Here is a 24,319-nt window from a genome sequence, read left to right as displayed (position 1 = left end):
CGCTCAGATCACGCGGGCGTGTCCTGTGCGGTCAGCGTCAGAAGCGTCGCCTCGGGGCGGCACGCGAACCGCACCGGCGCGTAGATCGAGTGGCCGCAACCGGCGCTGACATTGAGCGGGATGCTGCGCCCGGCGTGACTCCACGTGCTCAGACCCTTGGCCTGCTTCAACGGAATATCGCAGTTCGCCACCAGTGCACCGTAGAACGGCAGACACACCTGTCCGCCGTGCGTGTGCCCGCCGAAGATCGCCTGTGCGCCGAGGTCGGTGAACCGGTTCAGCACGCGCTGGTACGGAGCATGTGTGACAGCGAGCAGGGGAGTTGCGGCATCCCGCCTGCCGAGGGCCGCGATGGCAGCCGGCAGAATGTCCAGGTCGTCCCAATCGCGATGGGCATCGTTGGTGCCGAAGAAGTCGACGTCGCGATCGCCGATGCGCACTCGTGCGGCGGCATTGTTCAGATCTGCCCAACCGAGCTCGTCGCGGAGGAAGGCGTCCAGCGCATCGGTGTCGAGTCGTTCTGGTTCTGTATGCGGAGCAGAGGGCCCAGAGAGGTACCGGAGCGGATTGCGCGGCGTGGGGCCGAGCACGTCATTGGATCCGTGGACGAACACGCCGGGAATGCCGGCGAAGGGCTCGAATGCGCGGCGGATGCCGTCAAGCCCGTCGCGGTGGCCGAGATTGTCACCGGTGTTGACGACGAGATCCGGCTCGAGGGCTGCGAGCGATGCCAACCAGTCCTGCTTGCGATGCTGCCATGGGGCCATGTGCGCGTCGGAGAGGTGCAGAACGCGCAGCGGTGCCGAACCAGGCGGGAGGGCAGCCGCTGTGACCTCTCGGACCGTGAACAGGTAGCGTTCGATTCCGAATCCCCACACAGCGCACGCAGCCCCCACTGCCCCGACTGCGCCGAGCGCGATGAGGGCAGGGTGGGCTGTGCGGTGGTGCGTCACTTGCACGTCAGAGTCACGGTCGCCGTCTTGTTCGCGGCGGTGCCAGCGGCTGGCGACATCGAGACGATCTTCGCGTCGTCCGCATTGCAAGAAGGATGCTGGCTCACATTGTTGAATCCAGCCACGTGAAGAGAGTCCACGGCAGCCTTTGCCTTCTGACCGACTACGTCGGGCAGAGCTGCGGCCTGACCATTGCTCGGCGAGATCGTCACACTCGTGCCCGAGCTGACCTGACCGGCACCGGGGTCCTGAGCGGCGATGAGGCCAGGGGCGAGGTCACTGTCGACAGGAGCGCCGACGTTCACCGAGAAACCTGCGCGCTCCAGCGTGCTGGTCGCCTCCTCTACCGGCAGGCCGACGACGCTCGGAAGGTCGACGAGCACGCGACGGGTGAGGTTCTGGTCTGGAGCCGGGAACTCGTCACCGCCGCCGAGCAGTGCGTTAGCCGCAGCCTGCATATCGCGGGCCACTTCGTAGCGGATGTTCTGCAGCTGGTTGCCGTTGTACCACTGGCCCCAGATGTCGTTATCACCCTGCCAGCGACCGACGAACACTGCGGTTGTGGCTCGAGTGCTCGACTCGATCATCATCGTCGAGAAGTCGTTGTGCGATCCGGTCTTGCCGATCAGCGGGGTGCCGTCCCACGGGTTGGCATCCGACCCCGTTCCTCCGGACGCCATGACGCCTTCAAGGGCATATGCGGCTGTGGCCGCGACTTCGGGCGTGATCACCTGTGAGCAGGCCGTCGTGGGGACCGGAAGCTCTTCGTCGCTCTGATCGAGGACCTTGTCGATCGCGACCGGGGTGCAGTAGACGCCCTTGTTCGCGACCGTGGCGTAGGCGCCGGCCATGTCGAGCGGCGAGATGTATTTCGATCCCAGGACGTCGAAGGGCACGTTCTCGTCCGTCGTCTTACCGCCGTCACCGAGTGTAACGCCCATGCGATCTGCGACCTTGTTGATGTCGCAGAGGTCGAGCTGGGAGGCCATCGCGAAGTAACCCGAGTTCAATGAGTCGCGGGTGAAGCGCATCGGAGTTGCGGTATAACCCGGTGCGTTGTTGAAGTTTCCGACCTCTCTGGTGTCGAAGTTCCAGTTGGAGTCGGTACACGACGCCTTCATCTTCATCGTCTGGTTGCGACCGTTTATCGACTCATTGACCGAGTGGCCGGTCTCGAGCCAGTCGATCAATGTGAACAGCTTGTAGGCCGATCCGACCGGGAAGCCGGCCGATCCGCCGTGGGCGACGTCTGACGCGAAGACGAGGCTCGTGTAGGCCTGATCGTCGGTCGCGGTCTCTTGGAACACGGTGTTCTGCGTCATCGCGAGGATGCGTCCTGTCGCAGGTTCGATGGTGACACCGGCTGCACCGAAGTACTGGTTGTCGTAGTTCGGCGGAACGCGATCCTGCATCGCGACGACTGCCGGGTCCTGCACCCGCAGATCAAGGGTGGTGTAGATCTTCAGGCCGTCACGGTACAGCGCTTTGGTGCGCTCCTGCGGGGTGGCGCCGAAGGCCGGGTCGCTGAGCACGACGGTCTTGACGTACTGGCAGAAGTACGCGTTGCTGCCCGCGGTGGCACAACCCTGCGACGGCGGCGTGATGACCGGGGTGATCGGCGTGGCATCCGCTTCGTCGAACTGTGCCTGGGTGATCTTTCCATCGGTCAGCATGCGGCCGAGCACGTAGTCACGACGCTGAAGCGTGAGACTGTACCCGTCATCGGCGCCGTTGACGGCGACTTCGTCCTCATCGGTCAGGGTTCCCCCCGGCATATCGATGCGGTAGGTGTTCGGGTTCTGCACGATGCCGGCGAGGGTCGCAGCCTGTGCCACGGTGAGGTTCGCTGCGGTGGTGCTGAAGTAGTAGTTCGCCGCGGCCTCGATGCCGTAGACCGTTCCGCCGAAGCTGGCGATGTTGAGGTAGCCGAGAAGGATCTCGTTCTTCGAGTAGTCCTTCTCGATCTGGATCGCGTAGCGCATCTCCTGCAGCTTGCGCTCGACGCCGTCGGCGCCGCTGGCGTTGGTCGCGTCCAGCCAGCACTGCGCGATCTTGTCGGAGTAGTCCTCAGCTCCCGGGAGTACGCCCTGCTCGCACTGCTGCACGAGAACGTTCTTGACGTACTGCTGGCTGATCGTGGATGCACCACGCGTTGAGGTGCCGCGGACGTTGTCTACGAGGGCCTTGACGGTGGCGCCGAGGTTGATGCCGCCGTGCTCGTAATAGCCCTTGTCCTCACTGGAGAGGATCGCGTCATAGACGACGGGATTGACCTGGTCGAAGTTGACCTGGGTGCGGTTCTGATCGAAGAATGTCGCCTGTGGCACGGGGTTCCCGTCGCCGCCGATCGCGTAGATCGTGCTCGGCTCCATCGGTGCGTCGATCTCGAGGTACGACGGCAGCTTCTCGAACAGGTCGAGGGCTTGGGATCCTGCGGCACCTGCGACGGCCAGCGCGGGGGTCACCGTGGCAGTCACCAGGATGCCGGCGATGGCGCTGAGCCCGACGAGTCCGAGGAGACCGCCGAGCACACCTGTCGCCGTGCGATTCTTCTGAGGCATACGCTAGATCGTAGGGGAGTTCCCTGAATACCGCCTTTGACGTCGGCGTTGTCGGCGTTGTCGGTATCCGTGACAAGACCTTCTGGAGTGCCATGACCACGTGGGAGTATCTGACCACCCCGTTGCTGATCCACAACACCGCTGCCATCCTCAATAACTGGGGAAAGCAGGGCTGGGAGCTCGTACAGGTTGTGCAGGGGCCCGAGGGCGGCCTCGTGGCCTACTTCAAGCGTCCCACGTCGAGTGACGGATCCAACAGTGCAGGCCTCGCCGCTGCCGCTGAGGCTTCGCGTCAGTTCGAAGGAGGCGCCGCATGAGCATCGCCACGCGTTTGGAAGAGCTCGGAATCGAGCTCCCTGAGGTCGCTGCTCCCGTGGCCGCGTACATCCCCGCTGCAGTGCACGGCGGACTCGTCTACACCTCGGGCCAGCTGCCTTTCGCAGCCGGCACGCTGCCTGCGACCGGAAAGGTCGGGGCCGAGGTCAGCGCTGAAGATGCCAAGGGTTATGCGCGCACCTGCGCGTTGAATGCGTTGGCCGCTGCTGCCGGTGCCGCCGGCGGACTCGAGAAGATCGGCGGAGTGCTGCGGGTGGGTGGTTTTGTCGCATCCGACCCTTCGTTCACCGGGCAGCCCGGTGTCATCAACGGTGCCAGCGAGGTGCTCGGCGAGATCTTCGCGGATGCGGGACGACACGCGCGTGCCGCTGTGGGTGTCGCCGTGCTGCCGCTGGACAGCCCCGTCGAGGTCGAAGTGACTTTCACTCTCGCCTGACCACTTCCACCTAAACTGCAAAACCACGCCGAGACAGCATCGATACGACGCAATCTCGGCGTGGTTTTGCGGGCTCGGGGCGGGGCTACTTCACCTGAGCTGAGATGATGCTCATGACCGCGGTGTCCGCGAGCGTCGTGGTGTCGCCGACCTCACGGCCCTCTGCAACGTCGCGCAGCAGGCGGCGCATGATCTTGCCCGAGCGGGTTTTGGGAAGCTCTCCGACGATGTAGACATCGCGTGGGCGTGCGATCGCACCGATCTGCTCGCCGACCCAGCCTCGCAGCAGCGCGGCGAGGCCTGCAGCGTCGTGCGCGGCGAGGTAGCTCTCCTTGATGATCACGAAGGCGACGACGGCCTGGCCGGTGGTCTCATCGGATGCTCCGACGACAGCAGCCTCGGCGGTCGACTCGTGCGCCACGAGAGAGGACTCGATCTCTGCCGTCGATAGGCGGTGGCCGGAGACATTCATCACGTCGTCCACACGTCCGAGCAGCCACAGGTCGCCGTCGGCATCCAGGCGCGCGCCGTCGCCGGCGAAGTAGTAGCCCTGGTCCTCGAACTTGTCCCAGTACGTCTCCTTGTAGCGTTCCGGATCGCCCCAGATGCCACGCAGCATGGCGGGCCAGGGGTCCGTGATCACCAGCAGGCCGCCGTTGCCATGGCCGACTTCTTGACCTGACTCGTCGACGACGTTGAGCGAGATGCCGGGGATCGGAACCTGCGCGGATCCTGGCTTGGTGGCCGTCACTCCAGGAAGCGGGGAGACCATGATCGCGCCGGTCTCGGTCTGCCACCACGTGTCGACGATCGGAGCCTTGTTGTCACCGATCACTTCGCGGTACCACATCCACGCCTCGGGGTTGATGGGCTCTCCGACCGAGCCGAGCAGGCGGATCGAGGAGAGATCGAACTTCTGCGGGATCGCCCGGCCCGATTTCATGAACGAGCGGATGGCGGTCGGGGCGGTGTAGAAGATCGAGACCTTGTACTTCTCGATGAGTTCCCACCAGCGGCCGGGGTGCGGAGCATCCGGGGTTCCCTCATACAGGACCTGGGTCGCGCCGTTCGCAAGCGGACCGTACGTGACGTAGCTGTGGCCGGTGACCCAGCCGATGTCGGCTGTGCACCAGAACACGTCGGTTTCGGGCTTCAGATCGAAGACGTTCTTGTGCGTGTACGCGACCTGTGTGAGGTAGCCGCCTGAGGTGTGCAGGATGCCCTTGGGTTTTCCGGTCGTGCCGGACGTATAGAGGATGAAGAGCGGGTTCTCGGAGGGGAACGCCTGTGCTTCATGGTCGGCGGATGCCGCGGGCACGACATCGTGCCACCAGAGGTCGCGGCCGGGGGTCCAGTCGACCTCGTTCTCGCCGCGCTTGACGACGAGAACATGCTCGACGGTCTGCTGCTCGCCGTCGCCGCGGTCGCTGAGCGCCTGGTCCACGGCTGGCTTGAGCGCGGAGACGCGGCCTTTGCGGTACCCGCCGTCGGCGGTGATGACGACCTTGGCTCCGGCGTCGTCGATGCGGGAGCGCAGGCTGTCGGCGCTGAACCCGCCGAAGACGACGGAGTGGATCGCGCCGAGACGGGCCACCGCGAGCATCGAGACGACAGCCTCGGGAATCATGGGCAGGTAGATGGCCACGCGGTCGCCAGCGCCGATGCCGAGGCCCTCGAGCACATTGGCTGTGCGCTTGACCTCATCGGTCAGCTCCGCGTAGGTGATGCGGCGCGAGTCGCCGGGCTCGCCCTCCCAGAGGAGCGCTGCGCGGTCGCCGTTGCCTGCTTCGACATGGCGGTCGAGGCAGTTGTAGGCGACGTTGAGCTCTCCGTCGTCGAACCACTTGGCAAACGGCGGTGCCGACCAGTCCAGAACTTCGGTGAACGGCTTGTGCCAGTGCAGCAGATCGCGGGCCTGCTCGCCCCAGAACCCCTCACGGTCGGCCTCGGCGCGATCGTAGAGCTCGGCCTTCGCGACAGCGTGGGCGGCGAACTCTGCGGACGGCGCGAACTGCCGCGTCTCATCGAGGAGGTGGTCGATCTGGCTGCTCATGGCGTGCGCTCCTTTGCGACGGGATGGGTCATGCACACAGCACGACCCGGACAGAGTGAATCTAGCCTCCGCTCATTCTCGTCAATACTGCCGAAAGTCCGTAGTGCGGTGGGTTTTGTGAAGCGGGTGTCACCTCGTACACTCGACGACAGCCGAAATCATTCCGGCCTGGACGCACCCGATCATCTCGACTGCGGTGCGTCATTGGGCGGCATCTCATTCCCCCCGTGAGGTGCCGCCCTTTCCGTACCTGCGGGCAGTCGTCCTCCACCTTTCGGTGATCGCGTGAGTTGCCCACAGGACGTGGGTTTACACCCATCGTGCGGATGCCACGGCCAATAGCGTCGGGGGATGCCACAGCCGTTCATAATTCAGCCGCGTGCGGGTTCGCTCGCGTCGGACTCTCACGACGCGGCGCCCAGAGACGTGGACAGTGCGTTGGGGCCCCTCGCCGAGTACTGCGCAGACCCGCAGGTCACAGACGTCTTCGTCAACGGTGCCGGTGGCCTCTTCATCGATAGGGGCGAAGGGGCGGAGCGCGTGACGTCGTGGGCCGCTTCGCAGAAAGAAGTGCGCGACCTCGCCGTCGCACTCATCGGTGCGGGAGGCCGACACCTCGACGATCAGTCGCCCTGTGTGGATGTGCGCCTGGCCTCCGGCATCCGGATTCACGCGGTGCTCGCGCCGGTCTCGACAGGGGGGACGGCGCTGTCCATCCGCATTCCGCGGATACGTGCCATTGATCTGGAGGCGCTTGCCGGCTTCGGAGCGTTCGACGCCTCTCATCGCGCCTGGTTGGAGCGGTTGGTGGCCGAGCGCGCGAACATCCTCATCACCGGCGGGACGGGCACGGGCAAGACGACCCTGCTGTCCGCGCTGCTGCACGCGGTGCGAGGGCGCGAACGGATCGTGACGATCGAAGATGTCGCAGAGCTCCGCCCGAGGCATCCGCACCATGTCGCACTGGAAACGCGTCAGTCGAATCTGGAGGGTGCGGGCTCCATCACCCTCGCGCGGCTCGTGCGAGAGTCCCTGCGGATGCGCCCTGACCGGTTGGTCGTCGGGGAGTGCCGCGGCGAAGAAGTGCGTGAGCTTCTGTCGGCGCTGAACACGGGGCATGACGGGGGCGCGGGAACACTGCACGCGAGCGGTCTTGCAGATGTGCCGGCCCGGCTCGAAGCGCTGGGCGCACTCGCCGGGATGGATGCCACCGCTCTCGCCCGCCAAGCGGTGAGCGCGTTCACCGTGGTGCTCCATCTTGCGCGCGGCGCAGACGGGGTGCGGAGGCTCGCTCAGGCGGGATGCTTTCGGCTGAACAACGATCGGCTCGATATTGAAGAGGTACGGCCGTGGTGAGCTTCGGACGGCGCTCGGTGGGAGACGGCGGGGCAGAAGCTGCAGCCGTCTCGATCCGCACCCTCGCTGTGCTGCTGCAGGCAGGGTCCGCGCCGCTGAACGCCTGGCGGCATCTGGCGGACTCAGGGGACGAGCACGCTCGGAGCGTTGTCGCCCGATGCGACGAGGGCGTCCCTCTGGTGATGGCGATCGAAGCAGAGGGCCCGGTGTGGTGCGAAGTCGCGGCAGCGTGGGAAGTCGCATCGACGGTCGGCGCGCCTCTGGCCGAGGTCCTCAGATCGCTCGCCGAGACGATGCGGGATACCGCCGCTGCAGCCGACGATGTGCGGATCGCACTCGCGGAACCTGCGGGGACGGCGCGCCTGCTGCTGTGGATGCCGTTCGCCGGTCTGCTGCTCGGGTTCGCGCTCGGGTTTGACACCGTGGGAGTGCTCGTCACCAACCCGATCGGCACGGCCTGCCTCGTGGCGGGCCTGCTCCTCGTGCTCTGTGCGCGGCTGTGGACATCTCGCCTGCTGCGCCGCGCGCGCCCTGCCCCCGGCACTCCGGGAATGCACGCGGAGCTGGTGGCGGTCGCGCTGTCCGGCGGCACTTCGATCGATCGTTCGCTTCGCCTTGTTGATGACAGTCCGGCGCAGGGGTTGATCGGTCGCGCGCGCACGGGGGAGGTGCTGGAGCTCTCTCGGGCGGCCGGTGTGCCTGCGGGCGAACTGCTGCGGGCCGCTGCGGTGCAGGATCGCCACGATGCGCGGGTGCAGGGACGGGTGCGCGCGGCGAAGCTCTCTTCGAGCCTGCTGATCCCGCTCGGTATCTGCACGCTGCCCGCTTTTCTCCTGCTCGGCGTCGCGCCGCTCATCCTCTCGGTCCTCTCATCCACGCCGTTGCCGATCTGACGACGGCCTCCCGAAGAAGAAACGACAAGAAAGAAGGAACACATGAACACTCTCCCCACCCTCACGACGCGGCGTGCCACCTCGCTGTTCACCGACGAATCCGGTGCCGCGACGGCGGAATACGCTATTACGACGATGGCAGCGGTTGCCTTTGCCGGCCTGCTGGTCGTCATCATGCGATCCGACGAGGTCCGCGGCATCCTCACCGACCTCGTCCGCCGGGCGCTGACCGTTTCATGACGGCATGATCACCACGAGAACTCGCACCCGAGGCGATGCCGAGCGCGGCTCGGTGGCCGCAGAACTCGCCCTCGCCCTGCCCGCCGTCATCCTCACTCTGCTGTTGGGGGCGGGTGCACTGGGGGCAGCGGCACAGCTCGTGTCGCTGCAGGACGGCGCCGCAGATGCCGCGCGCCTGCTCGGTCGCGGCGAGAGTGAAGGGGCAGCGCGCGCCGCAGTGGCGGCATCGGTGGGCGGCGCGAGCATGACCAGCGAAGCGCGGGGCGAGTTCGTCTGCGTGCACGCGCAGATCGATGCGCAGATCGGCCGGCTCATCAGCATCCCGCTCGCGGCATCCAGCTGCGCGCTCGCCGGGGGTCTCTGATGGCCGGGACCGCGCTGTCGGCCAGTCTCCTCGCCGTCGCCGCAACTCTCGCCGTGGGGCTGGCCGCTGCAGGCGGCGCAGCCGTCACGGCACAGCGCGCAGCGGGGGCGGCGGATGCTGCGGCGCTTGCCGCAGCGGATGCCGCCTCCGGTGCGATCATCACTGAAGAGGCACCCTGCGCGCTCGCAGCCAGAGCTGCCGCGGCATCCGAGGCCGTGCTCGTGGAATGCACGATCGACGGTTCTGTGGCGACTGTTCGGGTCGAGGCGGCGTACGCTGGTCTTGCTGCCGTCTCCCGAGCCCGTGCCGGGCCACCCGAGGGATTCTGACGGCGACACCCCGAGACTCCGCTCACGGCAATGCTGTGAGCACACCACGACCGTGGTGTGTATGGTGTGCTTCGAAGAAAGGACGCACCCTTGGCTGAAGGCAAGAAGCTCGTCATCGTCGAGTCCCCGACGAAGATGCGGTCGATTCAGGGGTACCTCGGCGATGGCTATGAGGTACTCAGCTCTGTCGGCCATATTCGCGACCTCGCAGATAAGAAGGACATCCCGGCTGCTGACAAGCAGGCCTACGGGAAGTACTCGATCGACGTCGATAACGGCTTCGACCCCTACTACGTCGTCTCTGATCGCAAGACCAAGACCGTCGCCGAACTCAAGCGCGCTCTGAAGAGCGCTGACGAGCTCCTGCTCGCAACTGATGAGGACCGCGAGGGCGAGGCGATCGCTTGGCATCTGCTCGAGACCCTCAAGCCCAAGGTGCCCGTCAAGCGCATGGTGTTCCACGAGATCACCAAAGACGCCATCCAGGCCGCTGTCGGTAATACCCGCGAGCTCGATCTCGCACTCGTCGACGCGCAGGAGACACGGCGCATCCTCGACCGGCTCTACGGCTGGGATGTCTCGCCGGTGCTCTGGTACAAGGTGAAGACCGGTCTGTCCGCAGGGCGCGTGCAGTCCGCTGCCACCCGCATGATCGTCGAGCGGGAGCGCGAGCGCATGGCGTTCGTGAACGCCGAGTACTGGGATGTTGACGCATCCGCTTCATCCGGAAGCGCCTTCCGTGTGCGCATGGTGCGCGTCGATGGCGGTCAACTCGCTCGCGGCACCGACTTCGATGACACCGGAAAGCTCAAGAAGGCCGTCGTCGTCCTCTCTGAGAAGGACGCCACGTCCCTCGCCAACGCGGTCGATGCCGCAGGAGCGGGAACCGTCACCAAGGTCGAGGCGAAGCCCGGCACGCGCAGCCCCTATGCACCGTTCACGACTTCGACGTTGCAGCAGGAGGCAGGTCGCAAGCTCTCGATGAGTGCGAAGCAGGCCATGAGTATCGCCCAGCGCCTGTACGAAAAGGGTTTCATCACCTATATGCGAACCGACTCGGTCGCTCTGAGCACGCAGGCCGTGCAGGCAGCGCGCAGCCAGGCTGTCGCGCTCTACGGTGACAGTGCTGTGCCGCTGAAGCCCCGTGTCTACAAGTCCAAGAGCAAGAACGCGCAGGAGGCTCACGAGGCGATCCGCCCATCCGGCGACAACTTCCGCAAGCCCTCGTCGGTGTCGGGCGAGCTCGATCGCGAAGAGCTGCGGATGTACGACCTGATCTGGAAGCGCACCGTCGCCAGTCAGATGGCCGACGCGAAGTACGAGACGACCACGGTGACCATCGCCGTCCAGGCGGACGGCAAGAAGGTCGAGTTCACGGCATCCGGAACGGTCTACACGTTCAAGGGCTTCCTCGACGCCTATGAAGAGGGCAAGGACGAGAAGCGCAGCGACGCTGACGCTGCCACGAACCAGTCGTTGCCTGCCGTCGCCGTCGGCGACGAGCTGGCCATGTCGGATGCTGAGGCCAAGGGCCACAAGACTACCCCGAAGCCCCGCTACACCGAAGCTTCGCTGGTCAAGGCTCTGGAAGAGCACGGCATCGGGCGTCCGTCGACGTTCGCCAGCATCATCGGCACCGTCATCGATCGCGGCTACGCCACCAAGCGCGGCCAGGCGCTCGTTCCGACCTGGATGGCGTTCAGCGTCGTGCGTCTTCTCGAAGAGCATTTCGCTGAGCTCATCGACTACGACTTCACCGCAGCGCTGGAAGATGACCTCGACGCCATCGCGCGCGGCGAGCAGAAGCGTGTGGAATGGCTGAAGTCGTTCTACTTCGGCTCTGACGCACACGTGGGCCTGCGGCAGGTCGTCGACAACCTCGGCGAGATCGACGCCCGCGCGTTGAACTCGACGAAGATCACCGACACCGCGACCCTGCGCTTCGGCAAGTACGGCCCGTACCTCGAGGTCATCGACCCGGCCAACCCCGAAGAGCGCGGACGCATCGTCAACGTTCCTGAGGACCTGGCGCCCGACGAGCTGACCGCCGGGAAGGCGCAGGAGCTCATCGACGCTCCCGTCGCCGGTGACCGCGTGCTCGGTGAGAACCCCGAGAACGGTCGCGTCATCGTCGTCAAGGACGGCCGGTACGGCCCCTACGTGCAGGAGAACCTGCCGGAGGAAGCCGCAGTCGTCGACGAGAAGACCGGTGAGGTCGTCGAGGTGCCGAAGAAGAAGGCGGCCAAGAAGGATGCTCCCAAGCCCCGCACCGGCTCGCTGTTCCGCTCGATGTCGGTCGACACGGTCGATCTCGACACTGCACTTCAGCTGCTGAGCCTGCCGCGCGTGGTCGGCGCCGACCCGGAGTCTGGTGATGAGATCACCGCGCAGAACGGCCGATACGGTCCGTACCTGAAGAAGGGCACCGACTCTCGCTCTCTCGAAAGCGAGCAGCAGATCTTCGACGTCACACTCGAGCAGGCACTCGCGATCTACGCTCAGCCCAAGTACGGTGCGGGCTCGCGTCGTGCGTCGAGCGCGCTCGCCGAGTTCGACGCCGACCCGGTCAGCGGCAAGCCGATCCGGGTGCGTGACGGCAGGTTCGGCCCGTATGTCACCGACGGCGAGACGAACGTGACGATTCCGCGCGGTCAGAAGCCCGAAGACATCACCTTCGAGATCGCCGTGCAGATGCTCGCCGACAAGCGTGCGAAGGGTCCTGCCACCAAGCGGGGTGCGAAGAAGGCTCCTGCGAAGAAGACCGCTGCCAAAAAGGCTCCGGCCAAGAAGACTGCCGCGAAGAAGACCGCGCCGAAGGCGGCTGTTGCCAAGACGGATGCGGAGAAGGCGGCGGCCCGATCGGCTGCGGCGAAGAAGGCCGCGGCGACGCGCGCTGCGAACGCCGCGAAGAAGAAGGCAGACGCGTGAGCTCACGGCCCGGGCTGTGGATCACTCTCGAGGGAGGCGATGGCTCGGGCAAGACGACCCAGGCCGAGATGCTCGAATCCTGGCTCGCAGACGCCGGTCACACGGTGCTCCGCACCCGCGAACCCGGCGGGAGTGAGGTCGGTCAGCTGATCCGCGACATCGTCCTCCACCACACAGGCGAGATCGCGCCTCGCGCTGAGGCGCTGCTCTATGCCGCTGATCGTGCGAACCATGTCGCAACCGTCGTGCAGCCAGCGCTGAATCGCGGCGAAATCGTGCTGCAGGACCGCTACCTCGATTCTTCGGTCGCCTATCAGGGAGCGGGACGCGTGCTCGACGGCTCTCAGGTGCGCGATCTCTCGCTCTGGGCGACCGAGGGCGCACTGCCCGACCTGACTCTGCTGCTCGATCTCGACCCTGCTGCGGCACGCGTGCGACTCGACGCGGCCGACAAGCCCTTCGACCGGCTGGAAGCCGAGAAGCTCGACTTCCACACGCGCGTCCGCGAGGCATTCCTGGCCCTCGCGAAGGCGGAGCCGGAGCGATTTCTCGTCGTTGATGCCTTGGCATCCGTTGAGAACATCGCCGAGCAGATCCGTGCGCGCGTATCGTCCCTTCTCTGAGCGGCGGTGTCTGCGGTGGCAGTTAGGCTGAGTGCATGACCGTGACCCTCGCTCCGTTCCCGTGGACGGATGTCTGGGGTCAGGACGACGCGGTTGCAGCCCTTCGACAGGCAGCGTCTGATCCTGCGGCGCTCTCGCACGCGTGGCTGATCACCGGGCCGCCGGGTTCTGGGCGCTCGACGCTCGCCCATGCGTTCGCGGCCGCGCTGATCGCCAACAGCCCCGACGATGAACAGACCATGCGTCAGGTGCTCGCCGGTACCCACCCCGACGTCACCGCGCTGCGCACCGACAAAGTCATCATCACGATCAAAGAGGCGCGGGCACTCGTCGAGCGCTCGTACTTCGCTCCCTCTGCAGGGCGCTACCGCGTCATCGTCGTCGAAGATGCCGACCGCATGGTCGAGCGCACCTCCAACGTGCTTCTGAAAGCTCTCGAAGAACCGCCAGAGAACACCGTCTGGGTGCTGTGCGCCCCGAGCGAAGCAGATCTGCTGCCGACGATTCGCTCTCGGGTCCGGCCGTTGCGACTGCGCGAACTCGACGTCGATGATGTGGCGCGACTGATCGTTGAACGCACTGGGGTCGAACTCGCGATCGCCGAGCAGGCCGCACGACTCTCGCAGCGTCACATCGGTATGGCCCAGCGCCTCGCAACAGATGAGGCAGCCCGACGCCGTCGTGACTCGACGCTGCGCTCCGTGCTGTCGGTGCGGGGCGTCGGCAGTGCGGTCGAAGTCGCTGGTGAGATCATCCAGGCCGCGACAGAGGACGCGAAGTCCCTCACTGCCGAGCGCGATGCCGCTGAACGAGCCTCGCTGCTGCGAACCGTCGGCATTGCAGAGGGGCAGGCAGTGCCGCCGGCGCTGCGCACGCAGATCTCCGCCCTCGAAGACGATCAGAAGAAAAGGGCCACTCGGAGTCTCCGCGACGGCATCGACCGGGTGCTCACTGACCTGCAGTCGATGTTCCGCGATGTCGTGATGCTGCAGTACCGGCGAGGCGATGACCTCATCAACCGGGAACTCACTGAGGATCTCACGGCGCTCGCGGCCGCCTGGCCTGTGCGACGTACTCTGGTCGTGCTCGATCATCTGGCCGAGACCCGTGAATCACTGGAGCGCAACGTCGCACCGACGCTCGCACTGGAGAGTTTGCTCGTGACCGTCGCGAGCGGGAGGAAACCGTGAACACCAGACAGACTTCTCGCCTGCGACGGCTCGTGACGATCACCGCGGGGCTGGCGACGGCCGCCATCATGCTCAGCGGATGCCTGTACGCGATGATTCCCGAGGGCGCGACGCCTCGTCCTTCTACGACCAACGCTCCCGACAGCGATGGCGTCTCGGCCGATCTTCTGCCGTTCTACGAGCAGACGCTCGACTGGACCGCCTGCGACCGCGGCGGTGCGGCATTCGACTGCACATACGTCACCGCCCCATTGGATTGGGAGGAGCCGAGCGAGGGCACGATCGAACTCTCAGTCGTGCGCCACCAAGCCGCGGGGCAGCCGATGGGATCACTGTTGACGAACCCGGGCGGTCCGGGCGCAAGCGGCCGCGACTTCATCCTCGACAGTGTCGGCTATGCCGTCAGTGCAGACCTCGCCGACAACTACGACGTCATCGGATTCGACCCGCGCGGTGTCGGAGACTCGACCGCGGTGTCCTGCTTCGACGCCACCGAGATGGATGCGTATCTCTACGACATCCCGGCCGCTCCGCGCGGCACCGATGAGTGGGAAGCTGAGCTCACCGAGCGCAATCAGGCCTTCGCCGACGCGTGCGAGGCCAACAGCGATGGCATCCTGCCCTACGTGACGACGGTGAACTCGGCGCGCGACATGGACCTCATCCGTGCGGTGCTCGGCGACACGCAGCTGAACTACCTCGGCTATTCGTACGGCACCTTCCTGGGCGCGACCTACGCCGAGCTGTATCCCGAGAAGGCGGGCCGCCTCGTGCTCGACGGTGCGATCGATCCCGCCGTCTCCGGCATCGATGTCGGAACGACACAGGCGCTCGGGTTCGAATCGGCGCTGCGCGCGTACATGAAGAACTGCCTTGATTCCGGCTCGTGCCCGTTCAACGGCACCGTCGACGAGGCGATGGCCGACCTCGGCGCTCTGCTGGCCGCGGTCGACCGCACACCCTTGACGAACGATGACGGTCGGATGCTGGGTGCGGACTCGCTGATGACCGGCATCATCGCGGCTCTGTACTCGCAAGACAGCTGGGGCTACCTCACGCAGGCACTCGATGGCGCTCTGCAGGGCGACCCCTACACGGCCTTCGTTCTGGCCGACTTCTACAACGCCCGCGAGAACGGCAGCTATCTGGACAACTCGAGCGAGGCGTTCCGTGCCTACAACTGCATGGACTACCCGGTAGAAGACGATCAGGCCGCGCAGGATGCGGCCGACGCGAGGGTGGCGGCAGGCGCGCCCACGATCGCGCCGTACTGGTCAGGTCCGGACTCGTGCGCCGTGTGGCCGTACCCGCCCACCGGCACTCGCGGGGAGATCCATGCTTCAGGCGCCGGACCCATCCTGGTCGTCGGCACGACAAACGACCCGGCAACGCCGTACGAGTGGTCTGCCGCCCTCGCCGGACAGCTCGAAGAGGGCGTCCTGATCACTCGCGTGGGCGAGGGCCACACGGGGTACAACAAGGGCAACGTGTGCGTTGACAATGCCGTTGATGCCTACTTCCTCGACGACCGGGTTCCGGATGCTGACCTGAAGTGCGAGTGATTTCGCGGTGAGGGCACGGACAGGGTAATATCGATTCTCGTGCCTGACCCGTCAGGTCACGCCCCGATAGCTCAGTGGTAGAGCATCCCACTCGTAATGGGAAGGCCGTCAGTTCAATCCTGACTCGGGGCTCCAATTTTTCCGGCGGGGGTACTCTCGAAGCATGATGCGCAGTGTCCTGCTACTGCGGGCGGTGAACGTTTCCGGTCACAACAGGGTGCCGATGGCTCGACTGCGCGAGCTGCTGGCATCCGAAACCGACCTTGAGAATGTGTCCACGTACATCGCGAGCGGCAACATCATCTGCGATGAGCCCGCCGATGCGCCATCCGCTTGCGCTCGTGTCCGCGAGGTGATCGCCGCCGGATTCGGTGTCGATACTCCGGTGATCGCGCGCAGGCACGACGAGCTCGTGGCGGCGCTGGCCGCGCATCCGTTCTCGGGCGGAGCGGACAAGCTCGTGCACGCGATGTTCCTCGAGGGCGAACCGTCCGCCGGTGCAGTCGAAATGCTCGAGGAGCGGCTCGTGCCGGGGGAGGAGGTCGCCCTGGTAGGGCGCGACCTGTGGATCAGTTACGGCGCGGACGGCGTGCACTCGTCCAAGCTGACCAAGGCGGTCCTTGATCGTGCGCTCGGGGTCGCTGGCACCGCCAGGAACGTCCGTACGACGCGCAAGCTCGCCGAGCTCACTGCTTGAGCCGAACGGAGATCACGCGGCTCAGGCGGCGAGGCGCTGCTTTTCACGGGCGTTGAGCATCGCGAACAGTCGATCGCGCTTGGTGTTCTGGAAGGACGCGCACAGCCAGCGATCGCCCTCGCATGCATGCGTCACATCGTCGGCGTCCTCGGTGAACGCGGCGGCGTATGCCATGGCGTCATCGGCGTCCCACGCGAGACGGCGATGTCAAGCTTCTAGACTCGAGAACATGAACGATGCCAACCGGGCGTTCAGCCGAGGAGATCTTGATCTCGCCGCGCTGACCGTGCTCGCGCTGCTCACCGTGGGGCCGAGGCATCCCTACGACATCCACCGGTTTGTCGTCGAGACGCGCAAGGACTTCGTTACGGGTGCACCTCGCAGCATCTATCACGCTGTCAGTCGCCTGGAGCGGGCGCACCTGATCGAGCCGATCGGCTCAGGACAGGCCGGCGGACGCCCGGAGCGCACGGTGTACGCGCTGACGGATGCCGGGCGCGCCGAAGTGCGCCACCGCGTGTCCGCGCTGCTCGCACAGCCTCAGGCCGATCGCACGACGACGGTCGCCGCACTCTCGTTCCTCGGCGTGCTCGGCAAAGAGGAGGCGCTCGTCGCGATACGGGCGCGCACCGCCGCACTCGAGGCGCAGATCGCCACGGCCTCGGCGGAGCTGGCCGAGGCCGCGGACGTACCCGAGATCCTGCTCATCGAGGCGGAGTTCGACCGGGCACAGCTCGCCTCCGAGCGCGACTGGTTCTCCGCCATGGCAGCACGTCTCGACGGCGGCGAACTCGCCTGGATCCCGGAGCGGCAATGAGCGCACGGCATCCCGCCACGATCGCACGTGCTGTCGATCATGAGCTGGTGATCAAGAAGTCGCGCTTCATCACGCACGTCGCACCGGTCTCATTGCCGGAGGAGGCGGATGCTGTGATCGCAGCCGTCAAGAAACGCGCATGGGATGCCAGGCACAACTGCTCAGCGCAGGTGACAGGGGCGCTGGGGGAGCGGGCTCGTTCGTCGGATGACGGGGAGCCGTCGGGGACCGCGGGGGTCCCGATGCTCGAAGTGCTCAAGCGCAGAGAACTCACGGATGTCGTCGCGGTGGTCACGCGCTACTTCGGCGGGATCAAGCTCGGTGCCGGTGGGCTGGTGCGGGCCTACTCGTCGGCGGTATCCGAGGCGCTCGATCTCGCGACGCTGGTAGACCGGCGAGTGCTCGCCGAAGTCACGATCACGGTCGACCATGTCGATGCCGGCCGGTTTGACAATGTTCTTCGGGACTGGGTACGGGCCAATGACGCCGTGCTCGGAGACTCGAGCTACGGCGCTCAGGCATCGTTCGCCGTGTGGGCGCCTCCTGCGGCGGTGTCTGTGCTGGTGGGGGAGATCGCCGAGGCCTCGGCCGGCACGGTAGCGGCGCGGGCGACCGGGCTGGAGAAGCTCGTCGACGTGCCGAGGGGGCATTGTGAGCACGGCGGTCCGGTGGCATCACACTCGTCCTGATGCTGTGACGCTCAGCGCGATCGGCGGCATCTGAGAGCTGGGGAGCAGGTCGACGCGACGGACGCCGCAGTCGGTGCAGATGACGTAGAGGACCGTCCCCTCGCTCGTGGCGTGACGGGACTCCACGCTCCAGCCGTGTTCGTGCCAACCCTTACGGCGAGTACGCGGTGCTGCTCGCGGCATCCCTCGCGAATGAGTGGCCGCAAGATCGGCGGGGAATCGAGGAGCGCATGCTGGATCTCGGCATGACCATGACATTTCCCCCGGCGGACGACGATCACCACCGTGTGCGCGGTGTGATCGACGACTGGCTCCGAATCGTCGACGAGCCGATTCATGCAGCGCGTGCCGAACTGCTCAATGCGCAGCTCGCGCAGGCGGCCGCATACCCGCGGCTCACCGATCACGACGGCGAGGGGTGGCATCTGCACTATCGCGACGACGTGCAGTCGCTGCCGTTCGTCCTGCGCGCCATTATCAACCTCGGAACGTCGCTGCACCTGGTGACCCGAGGCATGGATCGGCTCGGGCGGTGCGAGGCTGCTCCCTGCACGAATGTCGTCGCCGACGTCACGCGGAACGGACGGCAGAGATTCTGCTCCGTGCGCTGCGCGAATCGTGCCGCGGTGCGCCGCCACCGCGCGCGTTCGTGATTACGCAACGCCCATGACGAAGTAGGATTGACGCACGGGCCTGTAGCTCAGTTGGCAGAGCATCGGACTTTTAATCCGCGGGTCGCGGGTTCGAGCCCCGCCGGGCCCACCAGTCTGGTACTGGAATTGCACGGCACCCGCCGGGATATCTCTCCGATGATCTCGGCGGGTGGCGTGCCGTGGCACCCGCGTCGTTCTCGCCTCATCGGGAATGGTGTCGCTCTTCGTCCCGGCGAGGATGCTGCCCACCGTCAAGTCCCGGTAGAACGACTCCTGCTCAGGACGCGTGCGATCGTGCTCATTCGGACGCTCTCCCTCGCTTCGGCTGACCCTTGGCATGTGGAATGCGCCAGTGGAACCGCAATGAGAGCACGCGGAACCCGAAGACGATGATCGCTGAGATGAACGCCGTGGTGACGTTCGGGATGCTCGTGAACCAGAGACCGGCAACGAGGGCTGCGCCGATGAAAGCGGGGACCGCGTACAGATCGGACGAGTTGAACAGCTGCGGGTCGCGATTTGCGACGACGTCGCGCAGCAGGCCGCCGCCGACGCCGGTGGTCACGCCCAGCAGCATCGCCGCCACCGGGTTCATTCCGGCCTCCAGTGCTTTCACAGTTCCGGTCGTGCAGAACAGCGCGAGACCGGCGGCGTCGAAGATCAGCAGCGGCCGGGAGTACCGTTCGACGCCGTGCGAGAGGAAGAACACGAGCACGGCCGCGGCGACGGGTGCTACGAGATGGACGGGTTCGGCGAATGCCGTGGGCGGCACTCCGATGATGAGATCGCGGATGACACCACCGCCGAGGCCGGTGAGGCTGCCCAGCAGGAGTGAGCCGACGATGTCGTAGCCGCGCTGCGCGGCCAGCAGCGACCCGGAGATCGCGAAGAAGAACGTCCCGAACAGATCGAGTGTCAGCGCCCAGTTCACGAGCATCCGCCGCATTCTGCCGAGAACTGCATGAGGCAAGGATATGCGGCGCGCCCCATCGTGTGAACGAGGGGCGCGCCGCATCAGCGGGTCACTGAGCCGGGGGCATCAGCACCGAATCGATCAGGTACACGGTCGCATTCGCGGTCTGCACTCCACCGCACACGATGTTCGCATCGCCCACCATCCACATGTCGCCCTCGCCGGTGACCTCGAGGTCGGCGCCTTGAACCGTGGTGTGCATTCCGGCGATGTCGGACGGCTCGATCTGGCCGGGGACCACGTGGTAAGTGAGGATCGACGACAGCGTTGCGGAGTCGGTCTTCAACGACTCGATCGTGGCAGCGTCGATCTTCGCGAAGGCGTCATCCACCGGTGCGAAGACGGTGAACTCGTCGCTGTTGAGCGTGTCGACGAGATTCACGTCGGGGTTGAGCTGACCGCTGACGGCCGCGACAAGCGTCGTGAGCATCGGGTTGTTGGACGCGGCGACCGCCACGGGATCCTGCGACATCCCCTGGATGGAACCCGCTCCGTCCGGCACGGCCTCGGCGTACGCCTCGCAGCCGGGGCCGACGAGGTTGGCGGCGGGGTCCATGGTTTCGGGCGTCGCTTCCGACGTCTCAGGTGCCGAGGGCTCCATGGTGTCTTCTGCCGTGTCACCGCTGCCCATGGAACATCCGGCCAGCACGAGCACGCTGGCGAATCCGAGCGACAGCGCTGCGGTCATCTTCTTCTTGGTGCTGAACATCTCTCTACCTCCGGGTTTCGGAGCCGCGATATCTCCGCGGCGTTGACTGCTGTTCGGAGCCCTCTCCGCATCGGATGGGAAGAATCTCAGAATTCTTCAGAGCAATCCGAAACTGCCCGCGCACCGAAGTACTCGCAACAGAAGCGAGGAGCTCATGGACCTGATACTCATCGGCCTGCTCGGAGGGCTCATCACCGGTATTTCGCCGTGCATCCTCCCCGTCCTGCCCGTCATCTTCCTGACCGGAGGTGCGCAGTCCGCGCGCTTCGAGGGTGAGGGGGAGGTGATCCCTGCGCGCCGCAGTCGTCCGTATCTCGTGATCGCAGGCCTCGTGCTCAGCTTCACCCTGGTCACACTCGCGGGTTCGCTCATCCTCGGGCTGCTGGGTCTGCCGCAGGATGTCCTTCGGTGGGCCGGGATCATCGTGCTGATCGTCATCGGAGTGGGACTGCTCATCCCGCGCTTCGAACGCCTTCTGGAGAGACCGTTCCAGTGGCTGCCGCAGAAAGAGGTCAAGAACAGGGGGAGCGGGTTCGGTGTCGGACTCGCGCTCGGCGCGGTGTTCGTGCCGTGCGCCGGCCCCGTGCTCGCCGCGATCATCGTCGCCGGCTCCACCGGGCGGATCGGACCGGGAACAGTGCTGCTGACGGTCTCGTTTTCGATCGGCGTCGCTATCCCCCTTCTGGTCTTCGCCCTGGCCGGACGCAGCGTCGTCAACCGGATTCGCGCGTTTCGCACTCGTGAGCGCGGTCTGCGCATTGCGGCAGGCATCGCGATGATCGCTCTCGCGGTGGGGCTCGTGTTCAACGTGCCTCAGACGCTGCAGCGGTTGCTGCCGGACTACACCGCGCCTTTGCAGCAGCAGCTCACCGAGAACGACGCGGCAGAGGAGGCGCTCGGTCTCGGCGGCCTCGTGACGGATGAGAACCGCGAGCTCGACAATTGCACCAACGGTGCGCAGGAGCTCGAGTCGTGCGGCACAGCACCGTCGATCCGCGGGATCGAGCAGTGGCTGAACACCTCGGACGGTCAGCCGGTCGACCTTGCAGATCTGCGAGGGCAGGTCGTGCTCATCGATTTCTGGGCATACTCCTGCATCAACTGCCAACGGTCCATTCCTCACGTGGTGGGGTGGGATGACACCTATCGCGACGCGGGGCTGCGCGTCGTCGGCATCCACTCACCCGAATATGCATTCGAGAAGGATGCGGGCAACGTCGCCGCGGGAATCCGCGACTTCGGGATCGAGTATCCCGTCGCACTCGATAACAGCCTCTCCACCTGGACCAACTATCGAAATCGTTACTGGCCGGCGCACTACCTGATCGACGCCGAAGGCGCGGTGCGGCACATCTCGTTCGGAGAGGGCAACTACGAGGCGACTGAGAAGCTGATCCGCGAGCTCCTCGTCGACGCTGATCCCGATGCCGCACTTCCCGCCGAGTCCGACGTGGTGGATGAAACCCCTGAGCTCGGCTCGACGACTCGCGAGACGTTCCTCGGATCCTCCAAGGATGTCAACTACGGCGGAGGTGGCGAATATGGCGCGGGAACCGAGGAGTTCGTCTTCCCCGAGGACCAGGCCGACGACACCTTCGCGCTCGACGGAACCTGGGAGGTGGCCTCGCAATTCGCGACGCCCGCCGGCCCTGACGCCGCAGTGCGCTTGAGCTACCGGGCGTCGGAGGTGCGGATGGTGCTCGCCGGAGAAGGCGAGGTGACGGTGCGCACAGCGGATGGCAAGAACCGGAAGATCCTCGTCGACGGTACTCCGCGCTCATACCGGCTGCTGGATGGTGACGCCGGATCCGGTGTGTTGAGCGTGGAGGTCCACGAAGGCATCCAAGCTTATTCCTTCACGTTCGGATGAGTTCTCGATACGGCGCGTGGCCAAGAGGAGAGGAGCGGATGCGGCATGCTTATGGAGATGGTCATCGACGGTGTGGACGTGCCGGAGGACGGCTCGGCGAGTGATCTCGCCGCCGACCTCCTGGTGCGCGTTGCCTCCGGTGACCAGCGCGCATTCGCCGAACTCTACGATCTTCTTTCCTCTCGGGTGTTCGGCCTCATCCTGCGGGTGCTCGTGAACAGAGCGCAGAGCGAAGAGGTGCTCCAGGAGGTCTTCCTGGAGATCTGGCAATCCGCTGCACGGTTCGCTCCGAACAAAGGGCAGGGACGCACCTGGATTCTCACAGTGGCTCACCGCCGCGCAGTGGATCGTGTGCGAGCGTCGCAATCGAGCTCGGATCGAGACATCCGCGCGGGGATCCGCGATATCGGCGTCGCCCATGACAGCGTCGCGGAACAGGTCGAACTGAGCATCGAGGGCGAACGCGTCGTCTCCGCGCTGAGCAGGCTACCCGAATCGCAACGTGAGGCGATCGTGCTGTCGTACTACGGCGGTTACAGTCAGAGCGAGATCGCCGTTCTCGTGGGGACACCGCTGGGGACGATCAAGACACGGATGAGAGATGGACTCTCACGCCTGAGGAGTGAGATGGGGGTGAACGCATGAACGAGAACGAATTCGCCGAGCTCGCGGCAGGGCACGCCCTGCACGCGCTGTCGGATGCTGATGAGCGACGCTATGCGGATGCCCTCGTCGCGCACCCGGAGTGGAAGACGCTCGCCGCGTACGATGCCGAGACCGCTGCGCTGCTCGCGGACGGAGCAGCTCCCGCCGCGCCGCCGTCGAATATTCGCGACGCGCTCCTCGCGCAGGTCGCCCTCACCCCTCAGGCGGATGTCGAGCCCACGGCAGCGGCTGAACCGCGTGCGGAGCCGGCCAGCGCGCCAGCGCCCTCCGCGCCGAGTCGGTGGAGCCGCCGATTCTTCGCGCTCGCCGCATCCGTTGTGTTGATCGCTGGCCTCGGCATCGGAGCGGCCGTCCTCATCCCGCAGCTCGCACAGCCGGCATCCGTCGTCGCTCTCGAGAAGATCGAGGCGGCCCCCGATGCTCAGCAGCAGACGGTGGAACTCGATTCGGGTGCGCAGGCCACAGCGCACTGGTCGGCATCGGTCGGCAGCGCTGTTCTCGTCACGGACGGGCTGGATGCTCCGGGCGTAGGCCAGACCTATCAGCTGTGGCTCGTTCGAGGAGAGCAGCCTCTGCCCGCAGGTGTCTTCGATACGGACGACGGAGCGGCGACGGCTCTGCTGGACGGAGATATGCATGAGGGGGATGTGATCGCGGTGACGGTCGAGCAGGCGGGCGGATCGCCCACAGGGCTTCCGACGACTGCTCCGATCATCGCGATCCCTACGGCCTGAACGCGAGTACCCTGGACGGATGCCCGAGCAGTTCCACCGTCCCGTCCGCAGACCGTCCGCCGCGTTCGACAACCTCGTCGGATCCACCGATTCGATCGAGGCGGTGCGGGTTGCGCATGCCACGGCATCGGCTCTGCTGACCCGCGCACGTGACGACTCAACGGGGGAGAGCGCAGAGCGACTCGTCGCCTTCACTGCAGAGCACGGCATCGACGACATCGCAGAACTGTGGGCCGGCGCAGCAGCAGTCTCGCTGCCCGGCGCGCTGTGGCGGCTGTACCTGCTGCAGTTGGCGATCCACAGCGACCCGCAGACCTCCGCGCTGCTCTACGAGCGCGGACGGGTCCAGCTCGCCTCAGCGGACACTGTGGTCGCTGGTGCCCCGGTGCCCGCCAGCCCGGAGGAGATCGTCGCGTTGATCGACACGATTCTTCGAGGAGTGTTCCGGGGCGACTTCGCGATCGCGCTGGAGCGTGCGGCGGCCTTCTGCCGTGTGCAGGTATCCGGGGCGACGGATCTCGCAGATGACTATGAGAAGACCGAGCCTGCGCGGTCGACCGGGCTCACCGCGCGCGCACGGCGGCTACACGCTTACGCGGGTGATCTCAGCGCCGCGGCCGGGCTGTGGCGCGTAGACGGGCTGAGCTGAGTCGCCCGGAGACTGCGTTCGGATACAGAAAGACCGGG

At 65.9% G+C, this 24,319-nt stretch carries 25 protein-coding genes and 2 tRNA genes; 21 read left to right on the top strand and 6 right to left on the bottom strand.

Annotation, left to right across the window (positions count from 1 at the left end; translation table 11 throughout):
• Nucleotides 1-8: 8 nt before the first annotated feature.
• Both ACN0RC_RS09420 and ACN0RC_RS09415 read right to left on the bottom strand, forming a co-directional pair.
• Nucleotides 9-953, bottom strand: a complete 945-nt coding sequence (locus tag ACN0RC_RS09420; RefSeq protein ID WP_417511147.1) for a metallophosphoesterase — start codon at nucleotides 951-953, stop codon at nucleotides 9-11.
• Complete coding sequence (locus ACN0RC_RS09415) at nucleotides 950-3,514, bottom strand: transglycosylase domain-containing protein (RefSeq protein WP_417511054.1); 2,565 nt, start codon at nucleotides 3,512-3,514, stop codon at nucleotides 950-952. The genes ACN0RC_RS09420 and ACN0RC_RS09415 overlap by 4 nt, the downstream gene beginning before the upstream one ends.
• Before the next feature lie 92 nt (nucleotides 3,515-3,606).
• Here ACN0RC_RS09415 and ACN0RC_RS09410 point away from each other — a divergent pair, with 92 nt between their 5' ends.
• Nucleotides 3,607-3,831: a hypothetical protein gene (locus ACN0RC_RS09410; protein WP_417511052.1), complete on the top strand. Its 225-nt coding sequence runs from the start codon at nucleotides 3,607-3,609 to the stop codon at nucleotides 3,829-3,831.
• The gene (locus ACN0RC_RS09405; protein WP_417511050.1) at nucleotides 3,828-4,286 is read left to right on the top strand and encodes a RidA family protein; all 459 of its coding nucleotides are present in this window, start codon (nucleotides 3,828-3,830) and stop codon (nucleotides 4,284-4,286) included. Before ACN0RC_RS09410 ends, ACN0RC_RS09405 begins: the two co-directional genes overlap by 4 nt.
• A gap of 85 nt (nucleotides 4,287-4,371) precedes the next feature.
• On the opposite strand, the gene acs is transcribed toward ACN0RC_RS09405, so the two are convergent.
• The gene (gene acs / locus ACN0RC_RS09400; RefSeq protein ID WP_417511048.1) at nucleotides 4,372-6,339 is read right to left on the bottom strand and encodes an acetate--CoA ligase; all 1,968 of its coding nucleotides are present in this window, start codon (nucleotides 6,337-6,339) and stop codon (nucleotides 4,372-4,374) included.
• A gap of 351 nt (nucleotides 6,340-6,690) precedes the next feature.
• Between acs and ACN0RC_RS09395 the strand changes: the two genes are divergently transcribed.
• The 11 genes from ACN0RC_RS09395 (at nucleotide 6,691) to ACN0RC_RS09345 (ending at nucleotide 16,521) form a co-directional block, all read left to right on the top strand.
• Nucleotides 6,691-7,695, top strand: coding sequence for a TadA family conjugal transfer-associated ATPase (locus ACN0RC_RS09395; RefSeq protein ID WP_417511046.1), 1,005 nt, complete (start codon nucleotides 6,691-6,693; stop codon nucleotides 7,693-7,695).
• Nucleotides 7,689-8,588 (top strand): type II secretion system F family protein, encoded by a 900-nt coding sequence (locus ACN0RC_RS09390; RefSeq protein ID WP_417511044.1) that lies wholly within the window; start codon nucleotides 7,689-7,691, stop codon nucleotides 8,586-8,588. Before ACN0RC_RS09395 ends, ACN0RC_RS09390 begins: the two co-directional genes overlap by 7 nt.
• Before the next feature lie 42 nt (nucleotides 8,589-8,630).
• Nucleotides 8,631-8,828, top strand: a complete 198-nt coding sequence (locus tag ACN0RC_RS09385; protein WP_417511042.1) for a DUF4244 domain-containing protein — start codon at nucleotides 8,631-8,633, stop codon at nucleotides 8,826-8,828.
• 4 nt (nucleotides 8,829-8,832) lie between these two features.
• Nucleotides 8,833-9,192: a TadE family type IV pilus minor pilin gene (locus tag ACN0RC_RS09380; RefSeq protein WP_417511040.1), complete on the top strand. Its 360-nt coding sequence runs from the start codon at nucleotides 8,833-8,835 to the stop codon at nucleotides 9,190-9,192.
• Nucleotides 9,192-9,521 carry a helicase gene (locus tag ACN0RC_RS09375; protein WP_417511038.1) on the top strand — a complete coding sequence of 110 codons (330 nt, stop codon included), beginning with the start codon at nucleotides 9,192-9,194 and terminating at the stop codon, nucleotides 9,519-9,521. Before ACN0RC_RS09380 ends, ACN0RC_RS09375 begins: the two co-directional genes overlap by 1 nt.
• 90 nt (nucleotides 9,522-9,611) lie before the next feature.
• Complete coding sequence (topA, locus tag ACN0RC_RS09370; RefSeq protein ID WP_417511036.1) at nucleotides 9,612-12,449, top strand: type I DNA topoisomerase; 2,838 nt, start codon at nucleotides 9,612-9,614, stop codon at nucleotides 12,447-12,449.
• Nucleotides 12,446-13,072: a dTMP kinase gene (gene tmk / locus ACN0RC_RS09365; protein ID WP_417511034.1), complete on the top strand. Its 627-nt coding sequence runs from the start codon at nucleotides 12,446-12,448 to the stop codon at nucleotides 13,070-13,072. The genes topA and tmk overlap by 4 nt, the downstream gene beginning before the upstream one ends.
• A 35-nt stretch (nucleotides 13,073-13,107) precedes the next feature.
• Entirely contained in the window at nucleotides 13,108-14,262 is a 1,155-nt protein-coding gene (locus tag ACN0RC_RS09360) for a DNA polymerase III subunit delta' (RefSeq protein ID WP_417511032.1), read from the top strand.
• Nucleotides 14,259-15,824: an alpha/beta hydrolase gene (locus tag ACN0RC_RS09355; RefSeq protein WP_417511030.1), complete on the top strand. Its 1,566-nt coding sequence runs from the start codon at nucleotides 14,259-14,261 to the stop codon at nucleotides 15,822-15,824. Before ACN0RC_RS09360 ends, ACN0RC_RS09355 begins: the two co-directional genes overlap by 4 nt.
• Nucleotides 15,825-15,884: 60 nt before the next feature.
• Nucleotides 15,885-15,959: transfer RNA gene (locus ACN0RC_RS09350), tRNA-Thr, on the top strand.
• Nucleotides 15,960-15,987: 28 nt separating this feature from the next.
• The gene (locus ACN0RC_RS09345; protein WP_417511028.1) at nucleotides 15,988-16,521 is read left to right on the top strand and encodes a DUF1697 domain-containing protein; all 534 of its coding nucleotides are present in this window, start codon (nucleotides 15,988-15,990) and stop codon (nucleotides 16,519-16,521) included.
• 21 nt (nucleotides 16,522-16,542) lie between these two features.
• Here ACN0RC_RS09345 and ACN0RC_RS09340 read toward each other — a convergent pair whose 3' ends face one another.
• Nucleotides 16,543-16,695, bottom strand: coding sequence for a hypothetical protein (locus ACN0RC_RS09340; protein ID WP_417511026.1), 153 nt, complete (start codon nucleotides 16,693-16,695; stop codon nucleotides 16,543-16,545).
• 55 nt (nucleotides 16,696-16,750) lie between these two features.
• Between ACN0RC_RS09340 and ACN0RC_RS09335 the strand changes: the two genes are divergently transcribed.
• The 4 genes from ACN0RC_RS09335 to ACN0RC_RS09320 all read left to right on the top strand — a co-directional run bounded on the left by ACN0RC_RS09335 (nucleotide 16,751) and on the right by ACN0RC_RS09320 (nucleotide 18,792).
• Nucleotides 16,751-17,338, top strand: coding sequence for a helix-turn-helix transcriptional regulator (locus tag ACN0RC_RS09335; protein ID WP_417511024.1), 588 nt, complete (start codon nucleotides 16,751-16,753; stop codon nucleotides 17,336-17,338).
• A complete protein-coding gene (locus tag ACN0RC_RS09330; RefSeq protein ID WP_417511023.1) occupies nucleotides 17,335-18,027 on the top strand; it encodes an IMPACT family protein in 693 nt (230 codons plus the stop codon). The genes ACN0RC_RS09335 and ACN0RC_RS09330 overlap by 4 nt, the downstream gene beginning before the upstream one ends.
• Before the next feature lie 167 nt (nucleotides 18,028-18,194).
• Nucleotides 18,195-18,680 (top strand): CGNR zinc finger domain-containing protein, encoded by a 486-nt coding sequence (locus tag ACN0RC_RS09325; RefSeq protein ID WP_417511021.1) that lies wholly within the window; start codon nucleotides 18,195-18,197, stop codon nucleotides 18,678-18,680.
• 36 nt (nucleotides 18,681-18,716) lie between these two features.
• Nucleotides 18,717-18,792, top strand: a tRNA-Lys gene (locus tag ACN0RC_RS09320).
• A gap of 186 nt (nucleotides 18,793-18,978) precedes the next feature.
• Here the strand turns inward: ACN0RC_RS09320 and ACN0RC_RS09315 are convergent.
• The gene (locus tag ACN0RC_RS09315; protein ID WP_417511019.1) at nucleotides 18,979-19,617 is read right to left on the bottom strand and encodes a trimeric intracellular cation channel family protein; all 639 of its coding nucleotides are present in this window, start codon (nucleotides 19,615-19,617) and stop codon (nucleotides 18,979-18,981) included.
• Between the two features lie 85 nt (nucleotides 19,618-19,702).
• On the bottom strand, nucleotides 19,703-20,362 hold the full coding sequence (locus ACN0RC_RS09310; RefSeq protein ID WP_417511017.1) for a fasciclin domain-containing protein: 660 nt from the start codon (nucleotides 20,360-20,362) through the stop codon (nucleotides 19,703-19,705).
• Between the two features lie 154 nt (nucleotides 20,363-20,516).
• On the opposite strand from ACN0RC_RS09310, the gene ACN0RC_RS09305 reads away from it, so the two are divergent.
• The 4 genes from ACN0RC_RS09305 to ACN0RC_RS09290 are packed head-to-tail and all read left to right on the top strand — an operon-like array spanning nucleotide 20,517 to nucleotide 24,281.
• A complete protein-coding gene (locus ACN0RC_RS09305) occupies nucleotides 20,517-22,232 on the top strand; it encodes a cytochrome c biogenesis protein DipZ (protein ID WP_417511016.1) in 1,716 nt (571 codons plus the stop codon).
• Between the two features lie 45 nt (nucleotides 22,233-22,277).
• Nucleotides 22,278-22,877, top strand: coding sequence for an ECF RNA polymerase sigma factor SigK (sigK, locus tag ACN0RC_RS09300; protein ID WP_417511014.1), 600 nt, complete (start codon nucleotides 22,278-22,280; stop codon nucleotides 22,875-22,877).
• The gene (locus ACN0RC_RS09295; RefSeq protein WP_417511012.1) at nucleotides 22,874-23,632 is read left to right on the top strand and encodes an anti-sigma factor domain-containing protein; all 759 of its coding nucleotides are present in this window, start codon (nucleotides 22,874-22,876) and stop codon (nucleotides 23,630-23,632) included. The genes sigK and ACN0RC_RS09295 overlap by 4 nt, the downstream gene beginning before the upstream one ends.
• A 19-nt stretch (nucleotides 23,633-23,651) precedes the next feature.
• On the top strand, nucleotides 23,652-24,281 hold the full coding sequence (locus ACN0RC_RS09290) for a DNA-directed RNA polymerase subunit beta (RefSeq protein ID WP_417511011.1): 630 nt from the start codon (nucleotides 23,652-23,654) through the stop codon (nucleotides 24,279-24,281).
• The last annotated feature ends 38 nt before the right edge of the window (nucleotides 24,282-24,319 follow it).

The organism is Microbacterium sp. (assembly GCF_048259935.1).
Taxonomy (GTDB): Bacteria; Actinomycetota; Actinomycetes; order Actinomycetales; family Microbacteriaceae; genus Microbacterium.
This window is presented reverse-complemented; position numbering and strand designations above follow the sequence as displayed.

Excerpts from the sequence above, each read along its gene's own strand:
- ACN0RC_RS09290 (WP_417511011.1), top strand. The coding sequence starts at position 23,652 with ATGCCCGAGCAGTTCCACCGTCCCGTCCGCAGACCGTCCGCCGCGTTC.
- ACN0RC_RS09415 (WP_417511054.1), bottom strand. The coding sequence starts at position 3,514 with ATGCCTCAGAAGAATCGCACGGCGACAGGTGTGCTCGGCGGTCTCCTC.
- ACN0RC_RS09310 (WP_417511017.1), bottom strand. The coding sequence starts at position 20,362 with ATGTTCAGCACCAAGAAGAAGATGACCGCAGCGCTGTCGCTCGGATTC.
- ACN0RC_RS09360 (WP_417511032.1), top strand. The coding sequence starts at position 13,108 with ATGACCGTGACCCTCGCTCCGTTCCCGTGGACGGATGTCTGGGGTCAG.
- ACN0RC_RS09385 (WP_417511042.1), top strand. The coding sequence starts at position 8,631 with ATGAACACTCTCCCCACCCTCACGACGCGGCGTGCCACCTCGCTGTTC.
- ACN0RC_RS09335 (WP_417511024.1), top strand. The coding sequence starts at position 16,751 with ATGAACGATGCCAACCGGGCGTTCAGCCGAGGAGATCTTGATCTCGCC.
- ACN0RC_RS09315 (WP_417511019.1), bottom strand. The coding sequence starts at position 19,617 with ATGCTCGTGAACTGGGCGCTGACACTCGATCTGTTCGGGACGTTCTTC.
- ACN0RC_RS09295 (WP_417511012.1), top strand. The coding sequence starts at position 22,874 with ATGAACGAGAACGAATTCGCCGAGCTCGCGGCAGGGCACGCCCTGCAC.
- acs (WP_417511048.1), bottom strand. The coding sequence starts at position 6,339 with ATGAGCAGCCAGATCGACCACCTCCTCGATGAGACGCGGCAGTTCGCG.
- ACN0RC_RS09380 (WP_417511040.1), top strand. The coding sequence starts at position 8,833 with ATGATCACCACGAGAACTCGCACCCGAGGCGATGCCGAGCGCGGCTCG.
- ACN0RC_RS09405 (WP_417511050.1), top strand. The coding sequence starts at position 3,828 with ATGAGCATCGCCACGCGTTTGGAAGAGCTCGGAATCGAGCTCCCTGAG.
- ACN0RC_RS09395 (WP_417511046.1), top strand. The coding sequence starts at position 6,691 with ATGCCACAGCCGTTCATAATTCAGCCGCGTGCGGGTTCGCTCGCGTCG.
- ACN0RC_RS09375 (WP_417511038.1), top strand. The coding sequence starts at position 9,192 with ATGGCCGGGACCGCGCTGTCGGCCAGTCTCCTCGCCGTCGCCGCAACT.
- ACN0RC_RS09345 (WP_417511028.1), top strand. The coding sequence starts at position 15,988 with ATGATGCGCAGTGTCCTGCTACTGCGGGCGGTGAACGTTTCCGGTCAC.
- ACN0RC_RS09340 (WP_417511026.1), bottom strand. The coding sequence starts at position 16,695 with ATGGCATACGCCGCCGCGTTCACCGAGGACGCCGACGATGTGACGCAT.
- ACN0RC_RS09330 (WP_417511023.1), top strand. The coding sequence starts at position 17,335 with ATGAGCGCACGGCATCCCGCCACGATCGCACGTGCTGTCGATCATGAG.
- ACN0RC_RS09305 (WP_417511016.1), top strand. The coding sequence starts at position 20,517 with ATGGACCTGATACTCATCGGCCTGCTCGGAGGGCTCATCACCGGTATT.
- ACN0RC_RS09410 (WP_417511052.1), top strand. The coding sequence starts at position 3,607 with ATGACCACGTGGGAGTATCTGACCACCCCGTTGCTGATCCACAACACC.
- sigK (WP_417511014.1), top strand. The coding sequence starts at position 22,278 with ATGCTTATGGAGATGGTCATCGACGGTGTGGACGTGCCGGAGGACGGC.